The sequence below is a fragment of the Streptomyces sp. NPDC003016 genome (assembly GCF_053591455.1).
This window is the reverse complement of sequence record NZ_JBSFTV010000033.1, coordinates 1-26,793: the sequence shown is the minus strand read 5'-3', so window position 1 is coordinate 26,793 and position 26,793 is coordinate 1. Positions and strand designations below refer to the sequence as shown.

The window sequence follows — 26,793 nt, the reverse complement described above, 5'->3', positions numbered from 1 at the left end:
TGGGTTCGTCGGCCGCGGGCCTTCCAGAGCGCTGTCCAGGCCGGCGCCCGCGCTCTTGGCGAGGTGCCGTACAGCGCCGGGTGTCAGCCGGCGACCGCCCGTACACCCGCCGTGACGGCCACCGCGACCCCGACCACGACGAGGAAGGGGGCGCGCAGCACAAGCGCGAGCGCCGCCGCCGCGAGCCCGGCGCCCCTCGCGTCCAGCATCAGTTGCTGACCGGTGCCGAAGGTCTGCTGGGCGGTGAGCGCGGCGAGCAGGGCCACCGGCAGGAGAGCGGCCAGACGCTTCACCAGCGGGCGCTCCAGGGCCCCTGCCGGCACCAGCAGGCCGAGCAGTTTGACGAGGTAGCAGCCGACGGCGGTGGCGCCGATCGCGATCCAGACGCTCATCGCCCCGCCTCCTTCGCGGTACGGCGTGCCCTGCGGCCCCGGACGCAGAGCACGGCGGGCGCGGCGAGCGCGGCCACGAGCACCGGCACCCCCGCCGGCAGCACCGGCAGGAACCCGAGGGCCAGAAGCACCGCGAGTCCCGCGACGGCCCGCTCCATGCCGGTACGGATCATGGGCGCCAGCAGCGCGAGGAAGACGGCGGGGCCCGCGGCGTCCAGGCCCCACGCGCCGGTGTCGCTGATGGCCTCCGCGCCCAGCGCCCCGATCAGGGTGGTGAGGTTCCACAGGACGTACAGGGTCAGTCCCGTGACAGTGAAGCCGAGCCGGGCGCTGCGACGCGAGGGCTGCGCGAGCGTCACCGCCGTCGTCTCGTCGATCACCCAGTGCGCGGCGAAGGGACGTACGGAACGCGGGAGCGCCAGCAGCTGGGACAGCCGCAGCCCGTAGAAGGCATTGCGTACGCCCAGGAAGAAGGCCCCCGCGGCGGCGGTGAACGGATTGCCGCCCGCCGCGAGCGCCCCGACGAGCGCGAACTGCGAGGCTCCGGTGAACACGAGGAGGCTGAGCGCGCACGTCTGGAGGAGGCTGAGGCCCGACCCCGCGGAGGTCACGCCGAAGGCGAAACCGGAGAGTCCGACGGCGACGCCCACGCCGAGCGCGTCACGGACAACGGCGTTGTCCGGTTTGGCCGCGGGTGGTTCTGTACGTATCGCTGAGGATGCTGTCTCTTCTGCCACGCCCGGAACACTACGACGGGCGGCCGGGGCCGGTCTTGTACGTTCTTGCGCGCTCCCGCTGGTAGGCACCGGGCGGCACCCCGACGATCCGGGTGAAGTGGCGGTTCAGATGCGGCTGGTCGCTGAACCCGACCGTGGCGGCGGCCTCCCCGGGCGCCGTCCCGGCCTCCAGGAGCCGCCGGGCGGTGCGCACGCGCGCGTTGGTGAGCCAGGTGTGCGGCGGCATGCCGTACGCCGATTTGAACGCGCGCAGGAGCGCGAACGGACCGGTCCCGAGTTCGTGCGCCAGCTGTTCCAGGGAGGGCGGCTCGGCCATGCGCTCCTCCAGGAGGCTCTTCGCGAGGGCCGCCGTGCGGGCGCCGGCCGCGTTCGGCGCGCGTGCGGGAAGGCTCTGGCCGTGGCGGCGCAGCAGCCTGGCCACCGCGATACGGAGCACGCTGTCGGCGGCGAGCGCGTTGCCCTCCTCGGCCGCCCGGTGGACCGCGCGGATGAGCCGCGCGGTGTCGGCGTCCTCGACGACGGTCTCCGCGAAACCAGCCGTTCCCCGCAGGCTCGTCGTCTCGTCGGCGATGCCGGCGACCACCTGCGCCGAGGGGTACAAGGTGGCGTACGACCAGCCCTCGGGCACACCGGCGCGGGCGGAGTGCGGCACCTCCGAGTTGATCATGACGACGGTGCCGGGACGGGCCTTGATCGTGCCCTGCGGCATGACCACGTCCTCGACCCCGCGGAAGACCGCCCCGAAGACGAACCCCTCATGGCTGTGGCGCGAGAAGGAGTGGCGCACATAGCGGGCCCGCAGCAGGTCGAGACCGGGCACACCGGGGTAGTGCCAGTGCCGCGCCCACTCCTCCTTCCGGCCAGCCGTCTCCCGGGTCCGCCCCCTCTCCCGTGTCTGCCCCGCCTCCTCGATCTCTCCCGACTCCCTGGCCTCCTCCGCGTCTTGGACCTCGCAAGCCTTTCGCTCCTCCGTCGCCATAAAGTCATTCTGCGCCCCTCCCACACGCCGCTGACCTGCATATCCACGTCCTGGACACCCGTTGTCAGTGGTCGGGTGCACGATGGTGGGCATGGCCAGGACTGCGCTCGACTCCTTCTCCCCCGCGACCCGCGGCTGGTTCACGGGTGCCTTCAGCGCGCCCACCGCGGCGCAGGAAGGCGCCTGGCAGGCCATCTCCGAGGGGTCCGACGTCCTGGTCGTGGCCCCGACCGGCTCCGGAAAAACCCTGGCCGCCTTTCTCGCCGCCCTCGACGACCTGGCGTCCAAGCCCCCGCCCGCGGACCCCAGGCAGCGCTGCCGCGTGCTGTACGTATCACCGCTCAAGGCCCTCGCGGTCGACGTCGAGCGCAACCTCCGCAGCCCGCTCACCGGAATCCGGCAGGAGTCCGTACGCCTCGGGCTGGCCGAACCGGACGTGCGCGTCGGCATCCGCTCCGGCGACACCCCTGCCGCCGAGCGGCGGTCGCTGGCGACCAAGCCGCCGGACATCCTCATCACCACGCCCGAGTCGCTGTTCCTGATGCTCACGTCCGCCGCGCGTGACGCCCTGGCCGGCATCGAGACGGTGATCCTGGACGAGGTGCACGCCGTCGCGGGGACCAAGCGCGGCGCGCATCTCGCCGTATCCCTGGAGCGGCTGGACGAGCTGCTGCCGCGGCCCGCCCGCCGGATCGGCCTGTCGGCGACGGTCCGGCCGGTGGACGAGGTCGCCCGCTTCCTCTCCCCCCGACGCCGGGCCGCGATCGTCCAGCCGCCCTCGGACAAGGAGTTCGACCTGTCGGTGGTCGTCCCCGTGGAAGATCTGGGCGAGCTGGGCGGCGCCCCGGCCAAGGAGGGGGACGACGCGGGCGACAAGCCGTCGATCTGGCCCCATGTGGAGGAGCGCATCGCCGATCTCGTCCAGGCCCACCGCTCGACGATCGTCTTCGTGAACTCCCGCCGCCTCGCCGAGCGCCTGTGCAACCGGCTCAACGAGATCGCGTACGAACGGGCCACCGGTGAACCTCTGCCGGAGCACCATTCCCCCGCCGAGCTCATGGCCGAGTCCGGCGCCGCCAGGGGCGCTCCGCCCCTGCTCGCCCGCGCCCACCACGGCTCGGTCTCCAAGGAACAGCGCGCCCAGGTCGAGGAGGACCTCAAGGCGGGCCGGCTGCCCGCAGTCGTCGCCACCTCCAGCCTGGAGCTCGGCATCGACATGGGGGCGGTGGATCTGGTCGTCCAGGTCGAGTCACCGCCGTCCGTCGCCTCGGGCCTCCAGCGCGTCGGCCGCGCGGGGCACCAGGTCGGCGCGGTCTCCACCGGCGTCGTCTTCCCGAAGTACCGGGGCGACCTGGTCCAGTCGGCCGTCGTCACCGAGCGGATGCGCAGCGGTGCCATCGAGGCCCTGCGCGTCCCCGCCAACCCGCTCGACGTCCTGGCGCAGCAGCTCGTCGCCATGGTCGCCCTCGACACCTGGCAGGCCGACGATTTGCTCACCGTCGTCCGCCGCGCGGCCCCTTTCGCCTCCCTCCCCGAGTCCGCCTTCACGGCGGTCCTCGACATGCTCGCGGGCCGCTACCCGTCCGACGCCTTCGCCGAACTCCGTCCCCGCGTCGTCTGGGACCGCATCGCCGGTACGGTCACGGGCCGCCCCGGCGCGCAGCGCCTCGCCGTCACCTCCGGCGGCACCATCCCCGACCGCGGTCTCTTCGGCGTCTTCCTGGCCGGAGCCGACCCCAAGAGGGGCGGCGGCCGCGTCGGCGAGCTCGACGAGGAGATGGTCTACGAATCCCGGGTGGGCGATGTCTTCACCCTCGGCACCACCTCGTGGCGCATCGAGGACATCACGCGCGACCGCGTGCTGGTCTCCCCCGCCCCCGGTGTCCCGGGCCGGCTGCCCTTCTGGAAGGGCGACCAGCTGGGCCGCCCCCTCGAACTGGGCCGTGCGCTCGGCGCGTTCCTCCGTGAGGTCGGCGCGCTCACCCCCGAGGCGGCCCGGCTGCGCCTGGCCGCCGCCGGACTCGACGACTGGGCCGCCGACAACGTCCTGTCCTACCTCGACGAGCAGCGCCGTGCCGCCGGTCATGTCCCGGACGACCGCACCATCGTCGTGGAGCGGTTCCGTGACGAGCTGGGCGACTGGCGCGTCGTCATCCACTCCCCTTTCGGCGCCCAGGTGCACGCCCCCTGGGCACTGGCGCTCGGCACCCGCCTGACCGAGCGGTACGGCATGGACGCCCAGGTCATGCACGCCGACGACGGCATCGTGCTGCGCCTGCCCGACGCGGATCTGATGGGCCTCGACCTCCTCGACGACGAACCGTCCCGGCAGAGCACGGCGTTCGACAGCGACCAGGCCCCGTTGGGCGCCGCGGACGTCGTCTTCGACAAAGGCGAGGTCAACCAGGTGGTCACCGACCAGGTCGGCGGCTCCGCGCTCTTCGCCGCCCGCTTCCGCGAGTGCGCCGCCCGCGCCCTGCTGCTGCCGCGCCGCAGCCCCGGCAAGCGCACACCGTTGTGGCAGCAGCGCCAGCGCGCCTCCCAGCTGCTCCAGGTCGCCTCGGAGTTCGGCTCGTTCCCGATCGTCCTGGAAGCCGTGCGGGAGTGCCTCCAGGACGTCTTCGACGTGCCGGGCCTCACCGAGCTCATGGGGGACATCGAATCCCGCCGCGTCCGGCTCGTCGAAGTCACCACCCCCGAGCCGTCCCCCTTCGCCCGCTCCCTCCTCTTCGGTTACGTCGCCCAGTTCCTGTACGAGGGCGACTCGCCCCTCGCCGAGCGGCGCGCCGCCGCGCTCTCCCTGGACTCCCGGCTCCTGGCCGAGCTGCTCGGCCAGGCGGAGCTGCGCGAGCTCCTCGACCCAGGCGTCCTGACCGAGTTGGAGCAGGAGCTTCAGTGGCTCACCGAAGACCGCCGTGTCAAGGACATCGAGGGCGTCGCCGACGCACTGCGGGTCCTGGGCCCGCTCACCGACCCGGAGCTGGCGGCACGCGGCGCCGAACCCGGGTGGGCCGAAGACCTTTCGGCCGCCCGCCGGGCCATCCGCGTCCGTATCGCGGGGGCAGGCCACTGGGCGGCCGTCGAAGACGCGGGGCGGCTGCGCGACGCGCTGGGCACCGCGCTCCCCGTCGGCGTACCGGAGGCGTTCACCGAGCCGGTCAAGGACCCGCTCGGTGATCTGCTGGCCCGTTTCGCCCGCACCCACGGTCCCTTCACCTCAGCCACGGCCGCCGCACGCTTCGGACTGGGCGCGGCGGTGACGGACGGGGCCCTGCAACGCCTCGCCGCGGACGGCCGGGTCGTACAGGGCGAGTTCCACCCGGCCGGAATCGGCCAGGAGTGGTGCGACGCGACGGTGCTGCGTCGCCTGAGACGCCGGTCCCTCGCCGCCCTGCGCCAGGAGCTGGAGCCGGTTCCGCCCGCCGCGCTCGCCACGTTCCTTCCCCAGTGGCAGCACCTGGGCAGCAGCAGCCTGCGCGGCATCGACGGACTGGTGCGCGCCGTCGAGCAGGTGCAGGGCGCCTCCGTTCCCGCCTCCGCGCTCGAGAAGCTCGTCCTGCCGTCCCGCGTAGCGGGCTACTCGCCCGCCATGCTCGACGAACTCACCACCACCGGCGAGGTCCTGTGGGCCGGATCGGGCGCCCTGCCCGGAAAGGACGGCTGGGTATCCCTCTATCTCGCCGACGCGGCCCCCCTGCTCCTCCCCCGGCCGCTCCCCCTCGACCTCACAGCGCTCCACGAGTCCGTCCTCACCGCCCTCTCCGGCGGGTACGGCCTGTTCTTCCGCCAGATCGCCGACCAGGTCCGCGCCACCACCCACCCCGGCTGCACCGACCCCCAGCTGGCCGACGCCCTCTGGGAGCTCGCCTGGTCCGGCCGCCTCACCAACGACACACTCGCCCCCCTGCGCGCCCTCCTCGGCTCGGGCCGTACGGCGGGCTCCACCGCCCACCGCGCCAAACGCACGGTCCCGCGCGGGCGTTACGGCACCCTCGGCGCGGCCGCCCGCCCCACCACCCGCACCGGCCCGCCCACGGTCTCCGGCCGCTGGTCCCTGCTCCCCGCCCACGAGCCGGATCCGACCCACCGCGCCCACGCGCTCGCCCGTACGCTGCTCGACCGGCACGGCGTGGTCACGCGCGGTGCAGTCGCCGCCGAGGGCGTCGAGGGCGGCTTCTCGGCGACGTACCGCATCCTGGCCGCGTTCGAGGACAGCGGCCAGGCGCGCCGCGGTTACGTCGTGGAGGGCCTCGGCGCCGCCCAGTTCGCGATGGACGGGGCGGTCGACCGGCTGCGCGCGGCGGCCACCGCGCGCGAACGCGCGGACACGGGCTCCCTGAACCGCGCGGTGGTCCTGGCCGCCGCCGACCCGGCCAACGCGTACGGAGCGGCCCTGCCCTGGCCCGAACCGCCGTCCGACGCGGGCCACAAACCCGGCCGCAAAGCCGGAGCCCTGGTCGTCCTCGTCGACGGCGAGCTGACCCTCTACATGGAGCGCGGCGGCAAGACCCTGCTGGCCTGGCCCACCGACCCGAACGACCCGTCGGCCCCGGACCCCCGTCTCACCGCGGCGGCCGGAGCCCTGGCGACGGCAGCCCGGCAGGGCGCCCTGGGCACGGTCACGGTGGAACGCACCAACGGCGCCCCCGCCCTGACCTCACCCCTGGGCCGGACCCTCGAAGCAGCAGGCTTCCACCCCACCCCCAGGGGCCTGCGTCTCCGCCCCTGACGCACCACCCGCCTCACGCCCACCCCACCCCGCCCCCCACCCCGCATCATGGACACATGCCCGAAGGAGACTCCGTCTGGCAGGCCGCCCAGCGTCTGCACACCGCCCTCGCCGGACACACCCTCACCCGCACCGACCTCCGCGTCCCCCGGTTCGCCACCGCCGATCTGACCGGTCGTACCGTCCTGGACGTCACCCCTCGCGGCAAGCACCTCCTCACCCGCGTCGAGGGCGGACTCACCCTCCACTCCCACCTCCGGATGGACGGCGCCTGGAAGATCTACACCCCCGGCGAACGGTGGCGCGGCGGGCCCGCCCACGAGGTCCGCGCCGTCCTTGCCACCGCCGGGCACACCGCCGTGGGCTACCGCCTTCCGGTGCTCGAGTTGATCCGGACCCGCGACGAAGCCGGCGTCGTCGGCCACCTCGGTCCCGACCTCCTGGGCCCGGACTGGGACGCCGGCGAAGCACTCCGCCGCCTCCTGGCGGACCCCGCCCGCCCCCTCGGCGAAGCCCTTCTCGACCAGCGCAACCTGGCCGGCATCGGCAACATCTACAAGTCGGAGCTGTGCTTCCTCGCCCGCGTGACCCCCTGGCTGCCCGTCGGCGCGCTCCCCACCCCGGAACGCCTGGTCGCCGCCGCCCAGCGCGTCCTGGAGGCCAACCGGGACCACCCGGAACGCCGCCGCACCACCCTGCCCGCCCTCACTGCACGTCTCTACGTGTACGGCCGCTCCGGCCGCCCCTGCCTGCGCTGCGGCACTCCGGTCCGCCAGGCCGACCAGGGCGACGGCAGCCGCCTCCGCCCCACCTACTGGTGCCCCCGCTGCCAGTCCGGCCCGGCCCCCTGACCAGCGTGCCCCTGACCGACGCGACGCACTCAAATCGCCGCACCCGAACGCTCACACCCGAAGCAACCCACCCGAAGCCACGCATCCGAATCGCGCACGCGGTTCTCCGCGCCCGTCCTCGGGCACCTCCCCGCTTCTGGGCTCAGACCTCAGGGCGGCGGGCCAGGCCCCCCGCCCGAACGGCGGCGTCGCAATGCCCTGGCCGCCGCGAGCGGCCACGCCCCGGCAGCCCTGCCCAGCCCCGGTATGCCCCCGTACCCCCGCGAACGCCCCGGTTCCACACCGGCCGCGGCCGCCGGCACCACATGGACCGGCAGCAGGCTCAGCCCCCAGCCGCCCGCCGCCACCACGCCCTCGACGATCCCCGCCTGCTCCGGCAGCAGCACGATCCGCAGTACGGCCCACCACCACACCGCGCCGAGCACACACACCAGCAGAAGAACAAGCAGCGCCCCGCGTCCCCGGAAGCCTCGCCATCCCATGGCTGCCTCCTCCGACCGATGCTCCAGGCGCCAGACGCTAGACGGGTCCCCCCATACGGCGGGAGGGCGCACCGGAAGCGCACCCGGCGCACCCACCCGCCCCGGACACCACCCTCACGGCCCCCGCGCCCTACGCGGTCTCCGCCTGGAACATCCACGCGTGCTTCTCAAGGTCCGCGGTCAGCCCGATGATGATGTCCTGGCTCACCGGATCCGGCTCGCCGGTCGCCCCGACCCGCTCCCGCATGCGCCCCACCACGACACCGAGCGCGCCCACCAGGATCCGCACGGCGTCGACATCCTTGATCCACCCCGACGGCACCTCCGGGATCGCCGTCGCCCGTGCCACACTCGCGGACCGCCCGTCCGGATTGACACCCAGCGCCGAGGCCCGCTCGGCGACCGAGTCGGAGTGCAGCCGCGCCGTGTCGACCACCTCGTCGAGCTGCAGATGTACGGACCGGAATCGCGGCCCCACCACGTTCCAGTGGACCTGCTTGGCCACCAGTGAGAGATCCACCAGATCCACGAGCGCGCCCTGCAGGGCCTCGCCCACCACCTTGAGATCCGCCTCGGGCAGGGTGCTCTTCACGACAGACATCCGTTTCCTCCTCAGGAACCGACGAACCGACCCTTCGCAATCCTCACCACCATGGCACATACGCCCCAAAACGGTCACTTCGGGGCAGGAAAGAGCCCCGGAGGTCCTTGGACCCACCGGGGCTCGTCCGCACATCTCAGGCCGCGATCAGGCGACGCAGCCAGGCGCCACGCTCAGGCGGCGACCACATCCACCGCTTCCGCGGGTGCCGTGATCGTCACCCGCTCCTGTGGCACACCTGCCACTGACGTCACCGAAACGGAATTGAGCATCGGGCGTACCGGTGGACGCACCGGCTCGCTCGCAGCCGACTCCGCCAGCTCGGCCAGCGACAACTCATCACTCACTTCGCGCATGAGCTCGGACATCCGTACGTCAAGCGCGTCGCAAATAGCGGAGAGCAGTTCGGAGGAAGCCTCCTTCTGCCCCCGCTCCACCTCGGATAGATAGCCGAGTGAGACTCGGGCGGACGAGGAGACTTCGCGCAGAGTACGGCCCTGGCGTTGGCGCTGCCGACGCAGCACGTCACCAAGCAGGCGACGGAGCAGAATCATCGGTGGCTCCCTCCTCGGACCGCGTAGCCGCATCCTTCACGCCCCACCGTACCGCCTTGCGCTGCGGCCGTGCGGGGAGCGATGTCGTGTTCACTCAGGGCTGCAAACATCAATTCCCCCCGTTCTGTTCCGTATCCTGTGCCCGCGCATTTTCCTTCAGCTCGCCGGAGAGCAGGGTCAACGCGCTCCGTACGCTCTCCCTACGGATTACCGCCCGGTCCCCGTTCAACCTCAACGGGGCGACTTTCCGGGCGCCGTCCGGCCCCGCGACCGCCACGAAGACCGTTCCGACGGGCTTCCCGTCCTGCCCCTCGGGCCCCGCGACACCCGTGGTCGCGATCCCCCAGCCCGCTCCGAGCATCTGCCGCACCCCGGCCGCCATCTGCCGCGCGACCTCAGGATCCACGGCTCCGCGCTGCTCCAGAAGAGCCGCGTCGACCCCGAGGACGTCCCGCTTCAGCTCCGTGGAGTACGCCGTGACGGACCCGCGGAAGACCCGCGAAGCGCCGGGTACGGACGTCAGCTCGGCCGCCACCAGGCCACCGGTGAGCGATTCGGCTACGGCGAGCGTCTCGCCCCGCCCGGCCAGCAGCTCCAGCACCTCGGCCGCGGCAGCCCCAACGCTCACACCGGCCCCACCGGCTTCACCAGCCGCAGCATCATCCACCGCCCCAGCCGCGCCCTCGACAAAACCCCCCGTCACCGGGACACCGCCGCCGCGATCCCGGCCCGCCGCAGCACCACGGCCTGGCGCACGTAGTCGAGCCCGGTCACCACTGTCAGCACGACCGCCGCCGCCATCACCCAGAACCGCAGCGTCGCGAGCGGCCCGGTCAGCGCCAGCACGTACATCCCGACCGCCACGCCCTGCATCAGCGTCTTCATCTTGCCGCCGCGGCTGGCCGGAATGACCCCATGCCTGATCACCCAGAAGCGCAGCACCGTGATGCCCAGCTCCCGGAAGAGAATGACGCCCGTCACCCACCACGGCAGATCCCCGAGCGCCGACAGACAGATCAGCGCCGCGCCCATGATCGCCTTGTCGGCGATCGGGTCGGCGATCTTCCCGAAGTCGGTGACCAGGTTGTACGTACGGGCCAGGTGCCCGTCGAAGATGTCGGTGATCATCGCGACGGCGAAGGCCGCCCACGCCCACGCGCGCCAGGCCGGGTCGTACCCGCCGTCCTGGAGCATCAGCATCACGAAGCCGGGCACGAGCACCAGCCGCATCATGGTCAGGATGTTCGCGATGTTCCACAGGCTGGCCTGATTGACGGCCGCAGCGCCCAGCTTGCCGCCGGGCGCCGGCTTCGCGCCGGTTCCGCCCGCGGCGGATGCCGGGACTCCGGTCATCTGCCTGCCTCCTCGTCGGGGGTCTGGGAGTCGCCTCCCAGAAGGCCGTAGGGTTCCGCCACCAGGTCCACGCCTTCGGCGGCGACCACCTTCGCCATGACCATACGGCCGACCGCAAGCCCCTGACCCGTCGTGAAGAGCACCTGACCGTCCGTCTCGGGCGCCTGGTGCGCCGCCCGGCCCACCGCGCCGTCCTCGCCGTCGACCGACTCGACCAGCACCTCGACCGTCTCGCCGAGCCGCTCCTCGGCCCGCTGGGCGGTCAGCTCGTCGGCGAGGCGCGAGATGTGCTCAAGACGTTCGGCGATGACGTCGGCGTCCAGCTTGTTCTCGTACGTGACCGCCTCGGTGCCCTCCTCGTCGGAGTACCCGAAGACGCCGATCGCGTCCAGTCGCGCGCCCGTGAGGAAGCGCTCCAGCTCGCCGAGGTCCGTCTCGCTCTCGCCGGGGAACCCGACGATGAAGTTGGACCGCACACCGGCCTGCGGCGCCTTGCTGCGGATCGTCTCCAGCAGTTCCAGGAAGCGGTCGGTGTCACCGAAGCGCCGCATCGAGCGCAGCACACCGGCCGCCGAGTGCTGGAAGGACAGGTCGAAGTACGGCGCGATCTTCGGCGTGGACGTCAGTACGTCGATCAGGCCGGGCCGCATCTCCGCGGGCTGCAGGTAACTGACCCGTACCCGCTCGATGCCGTCGACCTCCGCCAGCTCCGGCAGCAGGGTCTCCAGGAGCCGGATGTCGCCGAGGTCCTTGCCGTACGACGTGTTGTTCTCGGAGACCAGCATGACCTCCTTGACGCCCTGCTCGGCCAGCCAGCGCGTCTCTCCCAGTACGTCCGAGGGGCGGCGCGAAATGAACGATCCGCGGAACGACGGAATGGCGCAGAAGGAACACCTGCGGTCGCACCCGGACGCGAGCTTCACGGACGCGACAGGGCTCTTCCCGAGACGCTGCCGCAGCGGCGCACGCGGCCCCGAGGCCGGCGCGAGGCCGTCGGGCAGGTCCTCGGGAGACGTGTCCTGCGCGTGCCCGGGCAGGGCCACCTCGGGGGCGTCCTGGCGCTCGGCGGGGCTGATGGGCAGCAGCTTGCGCCGGTCGCGCGGGGTGTGGGAGGCGTGGATGCCGCCGTTGAGGATGGTCTGGAGGCGGTCGGAGATGTCGGCGTAGTCGTCGAATCCGAGCACCCCGTCGGCCTCGGGCAGTGCCTCCGCCAGCTCCTTGCCGTACCGCTCGGCCATGCAGCCCACGGCGACGACGGCCTGGGTCCTGCCGTGGTCCTTCAGATCGTTGGCTTCCAGCAGGGCGTCGACGGAGTCCTTCTTGGCGGCTTCGACGAATCCACAGGTGTTGACGACGGCGACATCCGCGTCCGAGGCGTCCTCGACGAGGTGCCAGCCGTCCGCTGCCAAGCGGCCTGCCAGCTCCTCCGAGTCCACCTCATTACGGGCGCAGCCGAGAGTGACAAGGGCGACGGTGCGGCGTTCGGGCATGGACTCAAGACTACTTTGTCCCGGCGCGCGCCCCCGCCCCGAGGGTTCGCCGGGGCCGGGGCCCGGAATTCCGGGCCCCGGCCCCGGCCGTCCTGCCCCTGTCTCTGCCCCTGTCCCTGCCCGGCCTGCGGTCAGCCGACGCCGACCCCCGGGTCGCCCCTCGTGTAGGTCAGCCGCTGGACCTGCCCCGCCTCGAACTTGTTCCCGACCTCCTTGCCGTTCACGAACAGCTGCATCGCCCCGGCGTCACCGAGCACGAGGTCGATCTTCTCCTTGTCCGTGAAGGTCTTGGACTCGCCCTGGAGCAGGAGACCGTCAAAGAGCAGCCTGCCGTTGTGGTCCTTCGCCGAGATCCAGCTCTTGCCCTCCTTGGCGGTGAGGGCGACCGTCACCTGGTCGGGCGGGACCGCCGCGATGGCGCTGTCCGACGGGTCGGGCTTGGGGTCGGCGGGCTTGGTCGGGGTGGGCTTGCCGGCCGGCTTCTCGGGGGCGGGCTTGGAGCCTTCGGCGACGTCCACCGAGCCGCCGCTGCCGTCGTTGCCGTTGAAGAGCGTGAAACCGACGAAGCCGACGACGGCGACGATGGCGGCGACCATCGCCGCGGTCCAGTTGGGGCGGCGCGACTCGGGTCGGATCCGTTCCGCCTCGAAGAGCGGTGCTGCGGGCGTGGGCGCGGGACGCCCGCCGTGCGCGGCGTCGTACTGCGCGACCAGGGCATCGGGATCGAGACCGACGGCGCGGGCGAGCGTGCGGATGTGCCCGCGTGCGTACACGTCGCCGCCGCAGCGGCTGAAGTCGTCCTGCTCGATCGCGTGCACGATGGGGATGCGCACCCGGGTCGAGCCACTGACTTCGTCGACCGTCAGGCCTGCGGCCACACGGGCCTGCTGGAGTGCGCGTCCGATCAAGGGCCGGTCGTCTTCGATCGAAGGCCGGTCGTCTTCGGGGGATTTGCCGATGGACACGGGGGCGCCTTTCGAGCGTGAGCCACCTGCTGGCTGTTCAGTCTAGGGGGGGTACGAAAGCCCGGGGCAACTGGGAGGGCGGACTTTGTACGCCATCAGAACCGTCTGACAGCCCGATGGTGACACCATTTGCCCCTCCCTCCCATCAACTGGACGTATGAACAACAGAAACGGTTGCTCACCGCCCTCTTACGGGTGAGCGTCCCCTCGGATCACCGCGAGCACCCCGTCCAGTTCATCCGGCTTCACCAGTACATCGCGTGCCTTGGAACCTTCGCTGGGCCCGACGATGTTCCGGGACTCCATCAGGTCCATGAGCCTGCCCGCCTTCGCGAAACCGACACGCAGTTTCCGCTGGAGCATCGAGGTCGAGCCGAACTGCGTGGACACCACCAGCTCGGCCGCCTGGCACAGAAGGTCCAGGTCATCGCCGATGTCCTCGTCGATGTCCTTCTTCTTCGCCGTCCCGACCACGACGTCGTCCCTGAAGACCGGCGCCATCTGGTCCTTGCAGTGCTGGACGATCGCCGCGACCTCGTCCTCCGTCACGAAAGCGCCCTGCATACGGGTGGGTTTGTTGGCGCCCATCGGCAGGAAGAGGCCGTCGCCCTTGCCGATCAGCTTCTCGGCGCCCGGCTGGTCGAGGATGACCCGGCTGTCCGCGAGCGAGGACGTCGCGAAGGCCAGCCGCGAAGGCACGTTCGCCTTGATCAGGCCGGTGACGACGTCCACGGAAGGACGCTGGGTGGCGAGTACCAGGTGGATACCCGCGGCGCGGGCCAACTGGGTGATGCGGACGATGGAGTCCTCGACGTCACGCGGCGCGACCATCATCAGGTCCGCGAGCTCGTCGACGATCACGAGCAGGTACGGGTACGGCGTCAGCTCCCGCTCACTGCCCTCCGGCGGCTTCGCCTTCCCGCTGCGCACCGCCTGGTTGAAGTCGTCGATGTGCCGGTAGCCGTACGCCGCCAGGTCGTCGTAGCGCAGGTCCATTTCCCGTACGACCCACTGGAGCGCCTCGGCGGCCCGCTTGGGGTTGGTGATGATCGGCGTGATCAGGTGCGGGATGCCCTCGTACGCCGTCAGCTCGACCCGCTTCGGGTCGACCAGCACCATCCGTACGTCCTCGGGGGTCGCCCGCACCATGACCGAGGTGATCAGGCAGTTGATGCAGGAGGACTTTCCGGACCCGGTGGCGCCCGCGACCAGGACGTGCGGCATCTTCGCGAGGTTGGCCATCTCGTAGCCGCCCTCGACGTTCTTGCCGAGCGCGACGAGCATCGGATGGTCGTCCTCGGCGGCGTCCGCGAGCCGCAGCACGTCGCCCAGCTTGACCATCTCACGGTCGCTGTTCGGGATCTCGATGCCGACGGCGGACTTGCCGGGGATCGGGCTGATGATGCGTACGTCCGGACTGGCGACGGCGTACGCGATGTTCTTGGCGAGCGCCGTGATCCGCTCGACCTTCACGGCCGGCCCCAGCTCCACCTCGTACCGCGTGACCGTCGGCCCCCGGGTGAAGCCGGTGACGGCCGCGTCGACCTTGAACTCCGTGAAGACGTTCGTCAGTGAGGCCACGACGGCGTCGTTGGCGGCGCTGCGCGTCTTGCCGGGGCCACCGCGCTCCAGCAGGTCCAGCGAGGGCAGGGAGTAGGTGATGTCGCCGGCGAGCCGGAGCTGCTCGGCGCGGGGCGGCAGCGACTGGGGCTCCGCGGGGGGTGCCTTGGTCAGGTCCGCCACCTTCCCCCCTGAGCCGGACGCGGAACCGGAACCGGACGCGGGCCCCGCTCCGGAAGCCTTCGCGCGCTCCGCCCTCCCGGTCCCCGCACGCGCGGGCGGAACGGCGGCGGAGCGCTCGGTGGAGACGCCCTGCGTCAGGTCCGCCACGAGCGCCGAGGGCGGCAGTCCGTTCAGTACGGCGCCGTCCAGCGCGGCAGCGGCGGCCGCGGCCACGTCCACGGCGTCCATGGAACGCGCGGACGCGGGCTGCGCGGAGGGTGTGGCAGAGGGCCTGCGGGGCCGGCGTCGCGTGAGCGCCTCCTCCTCGGCGAGGTCCGCGTCGTAGGCCGCGGGCGCTTCGCCCCGGCGCCCGGCCGAGCGGCGCGCGCCGGCGGGGAGCGCCTGGCGCCACTGCTCGTCGTACCGCTCGTCGTCCTCGAACTCCTCCGGCGGCATCGGGAGGATCCCCAGCATGATGCCGAGCTGCCGCAGCCGCTGCGGGATGGCGTTGACCGGAGTGGCGGTGACGACCAGCAGCCCGAAGACCGTGAGCAGCAGAAGAAGAGGTACGGCGAGGACGCTGCCCATGGTGAAGACCAGCGGCGCGGAAGCGGCCCAGCCGATCAGACCGCCGGCGGCCCTCAGCGCCTCGATGCCGTCGTCGCGTGCGGGCGACCCGCAGGCGACGTGGACCTGCCCGAGAACGCCGATGACGAGGGCGGAGAGCCCGATCACGATCCGGCCGTTGGCCTCGGGCTTCTCCGGATGCAGGATCAGCCGTACGGCGATGGCGCCCAGCAGTATCGGCACCAGCAGGTCGAGCCGCCCGAAGGCACCGGTCACCAGCATCTCGACGAGGTCGCCGACCGGGCCGTGCAGCTGTGCCCAGGTGCCGGCGGCGACGACCAGCGCGAGTGCGAGCAGGAGCAGGGCCACGCCGTCCTTGCGGTGCGCCGGGTCGAGCCCCTGCGCGCCACGCCCTATTCCGCGGAACATCGCGCCCACGCCGTGCGCCGTCCCCAGCCAGAGGGCGCGGACGAGCCGGTACACGCCCGCGGTGGGAGACGGCGCCGCCTTGGGGGCGGGTCTGGCCGCCGCCTTCTTCGCGGGCGCCTTCTTCACGGGCACCTTTTTGACCGGTGGGGACTTCTTCGCAGCGGTCTTCTTCACGGGCGCCACTTTCTTCGCGACGCCGGGGGTACGGCCGGCGCGCGGCTTCGCGGTGCCCGCCGTGCCCTGGGAACCCTTGCCGGACGTACGTGAGGCCATGGTGGTGAGGTTACCGGTGCGGGCCGCGACGGACACGTGTGCCCACCGCTTCACCCGTTCGTGTCGTGGAGCGAGGGGCCGGAAACTGACGACACCTCACGCGGCTCCGCCGCGCCCGGTCTCAGTTCTGCGAAGGGAAGGGGGGCGCAGCGCCGTTGGTGCCCGGTTCGAGCGCGTCGAGCGCCCGGCGCAGGCCGGTGAGCTTGCGCTCCAGATGAGCCGCCGTGGCGACGGCCGCGGCGTCCGAGGACTCGTCGTCGAGCTGCTTGGAGAGCGCCTCTGCCTGTTCCTCGACCGCCGCGAGGCGCGCCGAGAGCTCGGCGAGGAGGCCGGCCGGCTCCCTCGTGTCGCCCATCCCGCCCGCCTGGCCGCCGCCCTCCAGCTGGAGGCGCAGCAGCGCGGCCTGCTCACGCAGCTGGCAGTTCTTCATGTACAGCTCGACGAAGACCGAGACCTTGGCGCGCAGCACCCACGGGTCGAACGGCTTGGAGATGTAGTCCACAGCGCCCGCCGCATAACCCCGGAAGGTGTGGTGCGGGCCGTGGTTGATGGCGGTGAGGAAGATGATCGGGATGTCCCGGGTCCGTTCTCGCCGCTTGATGTGCGCGGCGGTCTCGAAACCGTCCATGCCCGGCATCTGGACGTCCAGCAGGATGACCGCGAAGTCGTCCGTCAGCAGCGCTTTGAGCGCTTCCTCCCCTGACGATGCCCGTACCAGTGTCTGATCCAGCGCAGAGAGGATGGCCTCCAGCGCCAACAGATTCTCCGGCCGGTCATCGACCAGGAGGATCTTGGCCTTCTGCACCATGGCCCGCCCTCCTCGCCCCGGCAGTGCACCGGGCGCCGCCCCAGGGAACGACTCTCTTGCGTCGCCCGTCCTTGTGCCGGTCATGGTAGCCGCACCCCGCCTGTCGCCACACCCTGTCACCGCGATGTCACTGTGCACGTAGCAGAAACGCGGTGGGAGACCAGAAGGTTCCCCGTATACCGTCGGCTCACACGCCTTCGGCCACAGCCAGTCAACAACCCGTCGGGTTTCATACAGCTTACGATCACTCTCCACGCATCCACTGCTCCATCACCGAGAGCAGATGATCGGGATCGACCGGCTTCGTAACGTAGTCGGAAGCGCCGGACTCGATGGCCTTCTCCCGGTCGCCCTTCATCGCCTTCGCCGTCAGCGCGATGATCGGCAGTCCGGCGAACTGCGGCATCCTGCGGATCGCCGTCGTCGTCGCGTAGCCGTCCATCTCCGGCATCATGATGTCCATCAGCACGAGCGTCACGTCGTCGTGCTGCTCCATGACTTCGATGCCCTCCCGGCCGTTCTCCGCGTACAGCACGGAGAGCCCGTGCTGCTCCAACACGCTCGTGAGCGCGAAGACATTGCGGATGTCGTCGTCGACGATCAGCACCTTCTCGTTGTCGAACATGATGCCGCGACGCGGCTCGGGCGCCGCCGCCTCCTGCCCGCTCTCGGGCCGCGGCTCCTGGGGGGCCGCCTGTGCCTGCACCGCGGCCGCGGGCTGACCGGACTGCCCCGGCAGCGCGGACCGCTGCTCGGCGGCGCCCATCGCCTTGCGGCGGCGCCGGAACAGCCCGGCGGGACCGGTCTGCGGGGCGGAGGGCAGCCGGGCGGGGCCCGTGTCGGCCGGCAGTTCGGCATCGGCCACCGCGGCGGCGCCGCGCAGCGGCTCCATGCCGCCGGGCGTGAGCTGCGGGTAGCCCTGCGGCGGCAGTTCGCTCGGGTGCAGCGGCAGGTAGAGCGTGAACGTCGAGCCCCGGCCCGGCTCGCTCGCCGCGTGGATCTCGCCGCCCAGCAGCCTGGCGATCTCCCGGCTGATGGACAGGCCGAGACCCGTGCCTCCGTACTTCCTGCTGGTGGTCCCGTCCGCCTGCTTGAACGCCTCGAAGATCACCCGCATCTTGCTGGCCGCGATCCCGATGCCGGTGTCGGTGACCGAGAAGGCGATGAGATCGGCGTCCGCGTCGCGCAGCGAGCCGGCCTCCAGCAGCTGCTCACGGATGGCGTCCGGTACGTCGGCGTTGGCCGGCCGGATGACGAGCTCGACGGCCCCCGTGTCGGTGAACTTCACCGCGTTGGACAGGAGGTTGCGCAGCACCTGCAGCAGCCGCTGCTCGTCCGTGTGCAGCGTCGCGGGCAGCTCCGGGGACACCCGTACCGAGAAGTCGAGGCCCTTCTCGGCGGTGAGCGGCCTGAAGGTCGCCTCCACGTAGTCGACGAGCTGGACCAGCGCGATCCGGGTCGGGCTGACGTCCATCTTGCCCGCCTCGACCTTCGACAGGTCGAGGATGTCGTTGATCAGCTGGAGCAGGTCGGAGCCGGCGCCGTGGATCGTCTCGGCGAACTCCACCTGCTTCGGGGAGAGGTTGCCCTCCGCGTTGTCCGCGAGCAGCTTCGCCAGGATGAGCAGGGAGTTGAGCGGCGTACGCAGCTCGTGCGACATGTTCGCCAGGAACTCGGACTTGTAGCGCATCGAGACCGCGAGCTGCTCGGCGCGCTCCTCCAGGACCTGGCGGGCCTCTTCGATCTCGGTGTTCTTCACCTCGATGTCGCGGTTCTGCCGGGCCAGCAGCTCGGCCTTCTCCTCCAGTTCGGCGTTGGACTCCTGAAGGGCCTTCTGCCGGTTCTCCAACTCCGCCGAACGCTCCCGCAGTTGCTCGGTCAGCTCCTGCGACTGCTCCAGCAGCACCTCGGTCTTCGTATTGACGCTGATGGTGTTGACGCTCGTCGCGATCATCTCGGCGATCTGGTTGAGGAAGTCCTTCTGGATCTGGGTGAAGGGCTGGAAGGACGCCAGCTCGATCACGCCGAGGACCTTCCCCTCGAACAGCACCGGCAGCACGATCACATGCGCGGGCGGCGCCTCGCCGAGACCGGAGGAGATCTTGAGATAACCCGGCGGCACGTTGTCCACCAGGATGGTGCGCTTCTCCTCCGCCGCCGTGCCGATGAGCGTCTCACCGGGCTTGAAGGACGTCGGCATGGAGCCCGCCGAGTAGCCGTAGCTGCCGCGCATGCGCAGCTCGTACGGGCTGTCCTCGTCCGCTCCCACCTCGGCCGTGCCGCGCGTCGACAGGGCCAGGAAGAACGCGCCGTGCTGCGCCGAGACCACCGGCGTGAGCTCGCTCATGATCAGCGAGGCCACGTCGTCGAGATCACGGCGGCCCTGCATCAGACCCGAGATGCGGGCCAGGTTGCCCTTGAGCCAGTCCTGCTCCTTGTTGGCGAGGGTGGTGTCGCGCAGGTTGGCGATCATCGTGTTGATGTTGTCCTGGAGGACCTGGATCTCGCCGCGCGCATCGACATCGATCTTGAGGTTGAGGTCGCCGCGGGTCACCGCGGTGGCCACCGCCGCGATGGCGCGTACCTGCCGGGTCAGGTTCCCGGCCATCTCGTTCACGGACTCGGTCAGGTCGCGCCAGGTGCCGTCCACGTCACGTACGCGCGCCTGGCCGCCCAGCTGGCCGTCCGTACCCACCTCACGGGCGACCCGCGTCACCTGGTCGGCGAACGACGACAGCTGGTCCACCATCGTGTTGATCGTGGTCTTGAGCTCCAGGATCTCGCCCCGCGCGTCGATGTCGATCTTCTTGGTCAGGTCACCCTTGGCGATGGCGGTGGTGACCATGGCGATCTGGCGGACCTGTCCGGTCAGGTTCGACGCCATCGAGTTCACGGACTCGGTGAGGTCCTTCCACGTACCGGAGACGCCCGGGACGCGCGCCTGGCCGCCCAGCTCTCCTTCCGTACCCACCTCGCGGGCCACGCGCGTGACCTCGTCGGCGAACGACGACAGCGTCGTCACCATGGTGTTGACGGTGTCGGCGAGCTGCGCGACCTCGCCGCGCGCCTCGACCGTCACCTTCTTCGTCAGATCGCCGTTGGCGACCGCCGCCGAGACCTGCGAGATGTTCCGCACCTGCGACGTCAGATTGTTGGCCATCAGGTTGACGTTGTCGCTGAGGTCCTTCCAGATGCCGGTGACCCCGCGCACCCTGGCCTGGCCGCCGAGGATGCCCTCGGTACCCACCTCACGGGCGACCCTCGTCACCTCGTCGGCGAACGACGACAGCTGGTCCACCATCGTGTTGACGGTCGTCACCAGTTCCAGGATCTCGCCCTTGGCATCGACGGTGATCTTCTTCGACAGGTCGCCCTTGGCGACCGCCGTCGTCACCTCGGCGATGTTGCGCACCTGTGAAGTCAGGTTGTTCGCCATGAAGTTGACGGACTGGGTGAGGTCCTTCCACGTACCGCTGACACCCTGGACCTCCGCCTGGCCGCCCAGGATGCCCTCGGTGCCCACCTCGCGGGCCACCCGGGTCACCTGCTCGGCGAAGTTCGACAGCTGGTCCACCATCGTGTTGAGGGTGTTCTTCAGCTCCAGGATCTCGCCGCGCGCGTCCACGTCGATCTTCTGCGACAGGTCACCGCGCGCCACCGCCGTCGCGACCTGCGCGATGTTGCGGACCTGAGCGGTGAGGTTCCCGGCCATGCCGTTCACGGAGTCCGTCAGATCGCGCCACACGCCGGCCACGCCCGGCACCTGCGCCTGGCCGCCCAGCCGGCCGTCCGTACCCACCTCGCGGGCCACCCGGGTCACCTGCTCGGCGAACGACGACAGCTGGTCGACCATCGTGTTGATGGTGTTCTTCAGCTCCAGGATCTCGCCGCGCGCGTCCACGTCGATCTTCTGCGACAGGTCACCGCGCGCCACCGCCGTCGTCACCTGGGCGATCTGCCGTACCTGAGACGTCAGGTTGCCCGCCATGAAGTTGACGGAGTCGGTCAGTTCCTTCCACGTACCGCTGACGCCGTCCACCCGCGCCTGGCCGCCGAGACGTCCCTCCGTACCCACGTCACGCGCCATCCGCGTCACCTGGTCGGCGAACGACGACAACTGGTCCACCATCGTGTTCACGGTGTTCTTCAGCTCCAGCATCTCGCCGGAGACGTCCACCGTGACCTTCTGCGACAGATCGCCATTGGCCACCGCCGTGGTCACCTGCGCGATGTTGCGCACCTGCCCGGTCAGGTTCCGGAATGCCGTGTTGACGGAGTCGGTCAGGTCCTTCCAGGTCCCCGCCGCGCCCGGCACCTGCGCCTGACCGCCCAGCAGACCCTCGACGCCGACCTCTCGCGCCACCCGCGTCACTTCGGAACCGAAGGACTGGAGCTGGTCCACCATGGTGTTGACGGTGTTCTTCAGCTCCAGCATCTCGCCGGCGACGTCGACCGTGACCTTCTGTGTCATGTCACCGTTGGCCACCGCCGTCGTGACCTGCGCGATGTCCCGCACCTGCGTCGTGAGATTCCGGAAGACCGTGTTGACGGAGTCGGTCAGGTCCTTCCAGGTCCCCGCCGCTCCCGGCACCTGCGCCTGCCCGCCCAGCAGACCCTCGCCGCCGACCTCGCTCGCCACCCGCGTGACCTCGTCCGCGAACGTACGGAGCGTCTCGGTCATCTGGTTGATCGTCTCGGCCAGCTGGGCGACCTCGCCCCGCGCGCTCACCGTGACCTTGCGCGACAGATCACCATTGGCGACCGCCGTGGTCACCTCGGCGATCCCCCGCACCTGCGCGGTCAGGTTCCCCGCCATCAGGTTGACGGAGTCCGTCAGGTCCTTCCACACACCCGCGACACCGGGCACCTGGGCCTGACCGCCCAGCTCGCCCTCCGTACCCACCTCACGCGCGACGCGAGTCACCTCGGAGGAGAACGACGACAGCTGGTCGACCATCGTGTTGACGGTCTTCTTCAGCTGAAGCATCTCGCCGGCCACATGCACGGTGACCTTGCGTGACAGATCACCCTTGGCGACCGCCGTCGTGACGAGAGCAATGTCACGCACCTGGGCCGTGAGCCGGTACGCCATGGTGTTGACCGAATCCGTGAGGTCCTTCCACGAACCGGACATACCGCGCACCTGAGCCTGACCGCCCAGTTTGCCCTCGGTGCCCACCTCGAGGGCGACTCGCGTCACCTCGTCCGTGAACGCCGACAGCTGGTCGACCAGGTTGTTGACCGTACGCCCGACCTTCAGGAACTCACCGCGCAGCGGATGCCCCGCGCCCTCCGCGCCGTCGCCCCCCTGCGTCCGCAGTTCCATCCGCTGATCGAGATCACCGTCCGCCACCGCGGACAGCACCCGCCCGACCTCGGAGACAGGCCGCGCGAGATCGTCCACCAGGGCGTTCGACGCGTCGATCGCGGTCGCCCAGGAGCCCTCACAGGCGCCCGTCTCCAGCCTCTCGGCCAGTTTCCCCTCGCGTCCGACCATGCGCCGCACCCGGGCGATCTCACCGGTCAGATGCAGATTCCGGTCGGCCACCTCGTTGAAGACAGCGGCGATCTCGGCCATCACCCCGTCGCCCGACACCGTCAGGCGTTTACGGAAATTGCCGTCCCGCATCGTCACAAGGGCCTGCAGCAGCCTGTTCAAGGCCGCCGTGTCCACTTCGGTTGTCCCGTTGTTCCGGGACCGTCCGCCTTTTGCGCGCGTGCTGGTGCTCCGCGCGGCTGCGCCAGACTCCACCGTGTCCCTCCCGCAGGGATCGACCGTACTCACCGGGCTGTGCCCGAAACACTCCCAGTGTTTCACCCTGGCCGAACCAGGCCATAACAGTTCGGCAGCTTCGCACACCCCTCCCCGCACTCCCGGGGCGGAAACACTGGTGACCGGCATCCGCACGGGCAGCGAAGGTAAGTAACCTGGTTTCCGGCTGACCAGCCGCCCCGGTCCGCCCGGCGGGGGCGGTGACGCGAGATCCACCACCGGGCACCGGAGGGGCGGGCCGATCATGGCAGAGCCGGGCGTCGAGACGCGTACGAGGAGTTCTGTGATCACCGCGCGGGCGGCTGCCAGCTTCGACCCCGTGGGACGGTCCGTCGCGACCGCCCGCGCTTTTGTCAGGGACACACTCCAGGGTTGGGGCTATGCCGACATCGTGGACGACGCCGTCGTCCTCACCAGCGAGCTCGTCACGAACGCGGTGGTGCACGCCGGCACCACCGCCGACGTGCTCTGTCTGCGTACGGACGACGGCGTCCGCGTCGAAGTCGGCGACCGCTACCCCGAGCGCGAGATCCCGCTCCAGGGCACGGCCCAGTCCTTCGGCAGCCCCGACCGCGAAGGCGGCCGCGGCCTGCTGTTGTGCGCCGCCCTCGCCGCCCGCTGGGGCGTCGAATACGCGCCCACCCACAAACACGTCTGGTTCCAACTCGACCTCCCCCAGCGCCCGGTGGGCATCCGCTCCGCCGGCCCCGTCCTCCCCGTCGAGCTCCTCCCGGTCGCCGACGGCCGCATCCGCGTAGCCGTCGTCCAGATCGACCGCTCCGGCGCGATCAGCGCCTGGAACGAGGACGCGGAAGAGCTCTTCGGATACGCCGCCGAGCAGGTCACCGGCAAGCAGCTCACCGACTTCGCCGCCTGGCCGCACAGCCCCGGCATGGCCACCGGCATCGCGGACGCCCTCCAGCTCTCCCGCTGGGAAGGCAGCTACGGCGTCCGCTGCGCCGACGGCCGCACCCTCGCCGTCTACGCCTCCCACCTCCGCGTACGGGACACGTCAGGCGAGCCCTCCACCGTCTGCCTCCTGGTACGCGACTTCGAGCGCGCGGTGATCCAGTCCCCTCAGCGCGCCCCCTCCGACAGCATCGGCGGCCCCCTCTCCGAGGGCCGCACGGCGGACCCCTTCGAGGTCTTCATCGGCTCTCCCGCCCCCGACGACCTCGACGGGCTCCTCCAGCGCACCGTCGAGCGCTCCCGGGACATGCTGGACGCCGACTCCGCCTTCCTGCTCCTCGCCACCGACGACGAGACCGAGCTGGAGGTACGGGCCACCACCGGCCTGCCCTCCGCCCGCCAGCGCTTCGCCCGCGTCCCCGTGGAGGCCGGCACCAGCCGCTACGGCTCCGCCCGCATGCCCGCCGTCCACGAGGACCTCACGGCCGTCCCGGGGGCCGTCCCGCTCCTCAACGGCACCGGCATGCGCTCGGTCGTCACTGTCCCCCTCAAGGTCGAGGGCCGCCTCACGGGCTCACTCGGCGTCGCCGCCGAAGCCCCCGGCCGCTACTCGAACGAAGACGCCCTGCGCCTCCAGTTCGCCGCCGACCGCATCGCGCTGGCCGTCGAGTCGGCCCGCCTCGGCGAGCTGGAACGCCTCCGCCGGGGATCGCTCTCCTTCCTCGTCGAAGCCTCCGACCTCCTCGCCGGCACGCTCGACCGCGACCAGACCCTCGCCCTGATGGCACAGATGACGGTCCCCACCCTCGCCACCTGGTGCGCCGTCTACACCATCGCCGACCAGTCCTCCGAGCCGTACCTCTCGTTCGTACTCCACGAGGACGAGGAGCGCATCGACAGTCTCAAGGCCCTGCTCTCCAAGATCGCTCCTCCGGAGCCGGTCCCGACCCCCGGCGCCCGCATCTGGGCGGCCCCCGGCGAAGCCGCCCACCAGGCAGCACTCCGTACGTCGATGCGCAGCCTCGGCCTCGGCTCCACCCCGCACCTGGGCTCGGGCATCGGCACCACACTCGCCACGGCGGCAGCGGTCGGCGGCGAGACGGTCGTACTCCCCCTGGTGGCCCGCAACCGCGTCATCGGCATGCTGACCCTCGGCAAGCCCACCGACGACCACTTCCGCCAGGAGATCCTCGAACTCGCCGAGGACCTCTCCCGCCGTGCCGCGCTCGCCCTCGACAACGCACGGCTGTACTCCGAGCGCATGGCCATCAGCCAGTCCCTCCAGCGCAGCCTGCTCCCCCCGGAGCTCCCGGACGTCCCGAACGTCGAGGTGGAGGTCATCTACCGCGCCGCGGGCGAGGGCAACGAAGTCGGCGGCGACTTCTACGACCTCTTCCCGATCCGCGACGGCGCGTACGGTTTCGCCATCGGCGACGTCTGCGGCACCGGCCCCGAGGCCGCCGCCGTCACCGGCCTCGCCCGTCACGCCCTGCGCCTCCTCGCCCGAGAAGGCTTCGGAGGCCCCGCCGTCCTGGAACGCCTCAACGCGGCGATCCTCGACGAGGGCGCCCGCAGCCGCTTCCTGACGCTCCTGTACGGCGAGCTGTGGCCCCAGGAGGACGGCAGCGCCGTCCTCAAGGTCGTCTGCGCGGGCCACCCCCTCCCCCTGCGCCTGCGCCCGGACGGCACGGTCGAGCCGGCCGCCGAACCCCAGCCGCTCCTCGGTGTCATGGAGGACCTGGAACTGTACGAGGAGATGGTCACCCTCGACCCCGGTGACGTACTCCTGTGCGTCACCGACGGCGTCACCGAGCGCCGCGAAGGCACCCGCATGCTCGGCGACGACGGTCTGGCCGAGGTCCTGGCCACCTGTACGGGCCTGACGGCCGGCGCGGTCGCCTCCCGCATCCTGCGCGCCGTGGAGCGCTTCGCCGCGGAACCGGCCTCCGACGACATGGCCATCCTCGCCATGCGCGTCCCGATGCCGCACACCCCCCTGTAGCAAGTACGGGAGTACACGAAAGGCCCCCGCCAACCGGCGGGGGCCTTTCGTGTGTTGAGCCCCAATACGGAATCGAACCGTAGACCTTCTCCTTACCATGGAGACGCTCTACCGACTGAGCTATTGGGGCCTGCGCTGCGCTGCGGCAACGGGGTAAAGCATACCCGAATCCGAAGGTGCTCCGAACACACCACTTCTCCGGGCAGGGCGGCGGACACGGCCGGGCCGGAAGTCCGCGTCAACGCGACCGTCCTGGTGGTGAAGTTCTTCGCCCACCCCCCAATAGCACCCCAAACAAAGATCCTAGAAGGCCGGCTGAAGAAGCCCGCCGAGCGCGTTGCAGGCAGCAACGACGCGCTGGAGATCCCTGCGCGACAGCGGCCCGCCGACGGGCAGTGCGAGCGTCTCGTCGGCGGCACGCTCGGTCTCGGGCAGACAGACCTCCTGTCGGAAGGCATGCAGTCGGTGTACGGGCGTCTTCACGGGCACCTGACACTCCACCCCCCTGCGCCGCACAGCGCGGGCGAAGGCGTCACGGTCGGGCCGCCCGTTCCCGGGAACCCGGACGACGTACTCATGATACGTATGCCCCGCACACGCTCCCGGCGTCCGCACCCCGGTGAGCCGCCGGTCCAAGTAAGCCGCCTGCACCTGTCGTTGAGCCAGCGCACTCCGATCAGGTCGGCCGTCCCCCTCACTGTGCTCCACCACAAGGAGCCCCCGCCGACGCCCGAGCTCCTGCAACGGCCGCACTCCGGCCAGGTATCCGAATCGCGGTACGGCAACAATGGCGGCCGTACGTGACGTCAGGGAAGCCTCAGCAGCCTCCGGATCAAGGCAGTACGTCGCCTCGTCAATGTCAGCGAAAACGGGCCGGGCACCAACAGCCAGCACAGCCTCGGCCACCTCGACGTTCCCGTACGCCGACACGATGACCTCGTCGCCGGCACCGACACCCGCGGACTTCAGCATTCGGATCGTCCCCATGTCTGGGGATGTTCGTCCTACAACATGAACACCAAGTAACAAGGCATAAAAAAACGCTGGTCCCTGAACCGAAGTTCAGGGACCAGCGTTGAATAATTGTTCGGCGGTGTCCTACTCTCCCACAGGGTCCCCCCTGCAGTACCATCGGCGCTGAAAGGCTTAGCTTCCGGGTTCGGAATGTAACCGGGCG

At 70.9% G+C, this 26,793-nt stretch carries 17 protein-coding genes, 1 tRNA gene and 1 rRNA gene; 3 read left to right on the top strand and 16 right to left on the bottom strand.

The window, feature by feature from the left end; translation table 11 throughout:
• Positions 1–83 precede the first annotated feature (83 nt).
• From ACWDZ4_RS25875 to ACWDZ4_RS25865, 3 genes are read right to left on the bottom strand one after another with little or no spacing between them, the layout of a single operon-like run.
• Complete coding sequence (locus ACWDZ4_RS25875) at positions 84–392, bottom strand: AzlD domain-containing protein (RefSeq protein ID WP_451510780.1); 309 nt, start codon at positions 390–392, stop codon at positions 84–86.
• A complete protein-coding gene (locus tag ACWDZ4_RS25870) occupies positions 389–1,129 on the bottom strand; it encodes an AzlC family ABC transporter permease (RefSeq protein WP_451510779.1) in 741 nt (246 codons plus the stop codon). Before ACWDZ4_RS25870 ends, ACWDZ4_RS25875 begins: the two co-directional genes overlap by 4 nt.
• Positions 1,130–1,139: 10 nt before the next feature.
• A complete protein-coding gene (locus tag ACWDZ4_RS25865; RefSeq protein ID WP_451510778.1) occupies positions 1,140–2,108 on the bottom strand; it encodes an AraC family ligand binding domain-containing protein in 969 nt (322 codons plus the stop codon).
• A gap of 91 nt (positions 2,109–2,199) precedes the next feature.
• On the opposite strand from ACWDZ4_RS25865, the gene ACWDZ4_RS25860 reads away from it, so the two are divergent.
• Both ACWDZ4_RS25860 and ACWDZ4_RS25855 read left to right on the top strand, forming a co-directional pair.
• The gene (locus ACWDZ4_RS25860; RefSeq protein ID WP_451510777.1) at positions 2,200–6,837 is read left to right on the top strand and encodes an ATP-dependent helicase; all 4,638 of its coding nucleotides are present in this window, start codon (positions 2,200–2,202) and stop codon (positions 6,835–6,837) included.
• A gap of 56 nt (positions 6,838–6,893) precedes the next feature.
• Positions 6,894–7,688 (top strand): Fpg/Nei family DNA glycosylase, encoded by a 795-nt coding sequence (locus ACWDZ4_RS25855; protein WP_451510776.1) that lies wholly within the window; start codon positions 6,894–6,896, stop codon positions 7,686–7,688.
• Between the two features lie 149 nt (positions 7,689–7,837).
• Here ACWDZ4_RS25855 and ACWDZ4_RS25850 read toward each other — a convergent pair whose 3' ends face one another.
• The 10 genes from ACWDZ4_RS25850 to ACWDZ4_RS25805 form a co-directional block, all read right to left on the bottom strand.
• Positions 7,838–8,170 (bottom strand): hypothetical protein, encoded by a 333-nt coding sequence (locus ACWDZ4_RS25850; protein WP_451510775.1) that lies wholly within the window; start codon positions 8,168–8,170, stop codon positions 7,838–7,840.
• 130 nt (positions 8,171–8,300) lie between these two features.
• A complete protein-coding gene (locus ACWDZ4_RS25845) occupies positions 8,301–8,771 on the bottom strand; it encodes a Dps family protein (protein ID WP_451510774.1) in 471 nt (156 codons plus the stop codon).
• A 173-nt stretch (positions 8,772–8,944) separates the two neighbouring features.
• The gene (locus tag ACWDZ4_RS25840; protein ID WP_093798702.1) at positions 8,945–9,325 is read right to left on the bottom strand and encodes a helix-turn-helix domain-containing protein; all 381 of its coding nucleotides are present in this window, start codon (positions 9,323–9,325) and stop codon (positions 8,945–8,947) included.
• Positions 9,326–9,434: 109 nt separating this feature from the next.
• The gene (locus tag ACWDZ4_RS25835) at positions 9,435–9,953 is read right to left on the bottom strand and encodes a CinA family protein (RefSeq protein ID WP_451510773.1); all 519 of its coding nucleotides are present in this window, start codon (positions 9,951–9,953) and stop codon (positions 9,435–9,437) included.
• A 71-nt stretch (positions 9,954–10,024) separates the two neighbouring features.
• The gene (gene pgsA, locus ACWDZ4_RS25830) at positions 10,025–10,678 is read right to left on the bottom strand and encodes a CDP-diacylglycerol--glycerol-3-phosphate 3-phosphatidyltransferase (protein WP_451510772.1); all 654 of its coding nucleotides are present in this window, start codon (positions 10,676–10,678) and stop codon (positions 10,025–10,027) included.
• Positions 10,675–12,168 (bottom strand): 30S ribosomal protein S12 methylthiotransferase RimO, encoded by a 1,494-nt coding sequence (gene rimO / locus ACWDZ4_RS25825; RefSeq protein ID WP_451510771.1) that lies wholly within the window; start codon positions 12,166–12,168, stop codon positions 10,675–10,677. Before rimO ends, pgsA begins: the two co-directional genes overlap by 4 nt.
• A 131-nt stretch (positions 12,169–12,299) precedes the next feature.
• The gene (locus ACWDZ4_RS25820) at positions 12,300–13,133 is read right to left on the bottom strand and encodes a helix-turn-helix domain-containing protein (RefSeq protein ID WP_451510770.1); all 834 of its coding nucleotides are present in this window, start codon (positions 13,131–13,133) and stop codon (positions 12,300–12,302) included.
• Positions 13,134–13,322: 189 nt separating this feature from the next.
• On the bottom strand, positions 13,323–16,124 hold the full coding sequence (locus ACWDZ4_RS25815) for a DNA translocase FtsK (RefSeq protein WP_451510769.1): 2,802 nt from the start codon (positions 16,122–16,124) through the stop codon (positions 13,323–13,325).
• A gap of 121 nt (positions 16,125–16,245) precedes the next feature.
• Positions 16,246–16,932, bottom strand: a complete 687-nt coding sequence (locus ACWDZ4_RS25810) for a response regulator (RefSeq protein WP_451510768.1) — start codon at positions 16,930–16,932, stop codon at positions 16,246–16,248.
• Positions 16,933–17,176: 244 nt separating this feature from the next.
• Complete coding sequence (locus ACWDZ4_RS25805; protein WP_451510767.1) at positions 17,177–22,684, bottom strand: HAMP domain-containing protein; 5,508 nt, start codon at positions 22,682–22,684, stop codon at positions 17,177–17,179.
• Between the two features lie 265 nt (positions 22,685–22,949).
• Here ACWDZ4_RS25805 and ACWDZ4_RS25800 point away from each other — a divergent pair, with 265 nt between their 5' ends.
• Positions 22,950–25,616 carry a SpoIIE family protein phosphatase gene (locus tag ACWDZ4_RS25800; RefSeq protein WP_451510766.1) on the top strand — a complete coding sequence of 889 codons (2,667 nt, stop codon included), beginning with the start codon at positions 22,950–22,952 and terminating at the stop codon, positions 25,614–25,616.
• Between the two features lie 57 nt (positions 25,617–25,673).
• On the opposite strand, the gene ACWDZ4_RS25795 is transcribed toward ACWDZ4_RS25800, so the two are convergent.
• From ACWDZ4_RS25795 to rrf, 3 genes are all read right to left on the bottom strand, one after another.
• Positions 25,674–25,746, bottom strand: a tRNA-Thr gene (locus ACWDZ4_RS25795).
• Between the two features lie 173 nt (positions 25,747–25,919).
• Positions 25,920–26,645: a DegT/DnrJ/EryC1/StrS family aminotransferase gene (locus ACWDZ4_RS25790; RefSeq protein ID WP_451510765.1), complete on the bottom strand. Its 726-nt coding sequence runs from the start codon at positions 26,643–26,645 to the stop codon at positions 25,920–25,922.
• 56 nt (positions 26,646–26,701) lie between these two features.
• Positions 26,702–26,793, bottom strand: a 5S ribosomal RNA gene (gene rrf, locus ACWDZ4_RS25785); the annotation flags it as partial.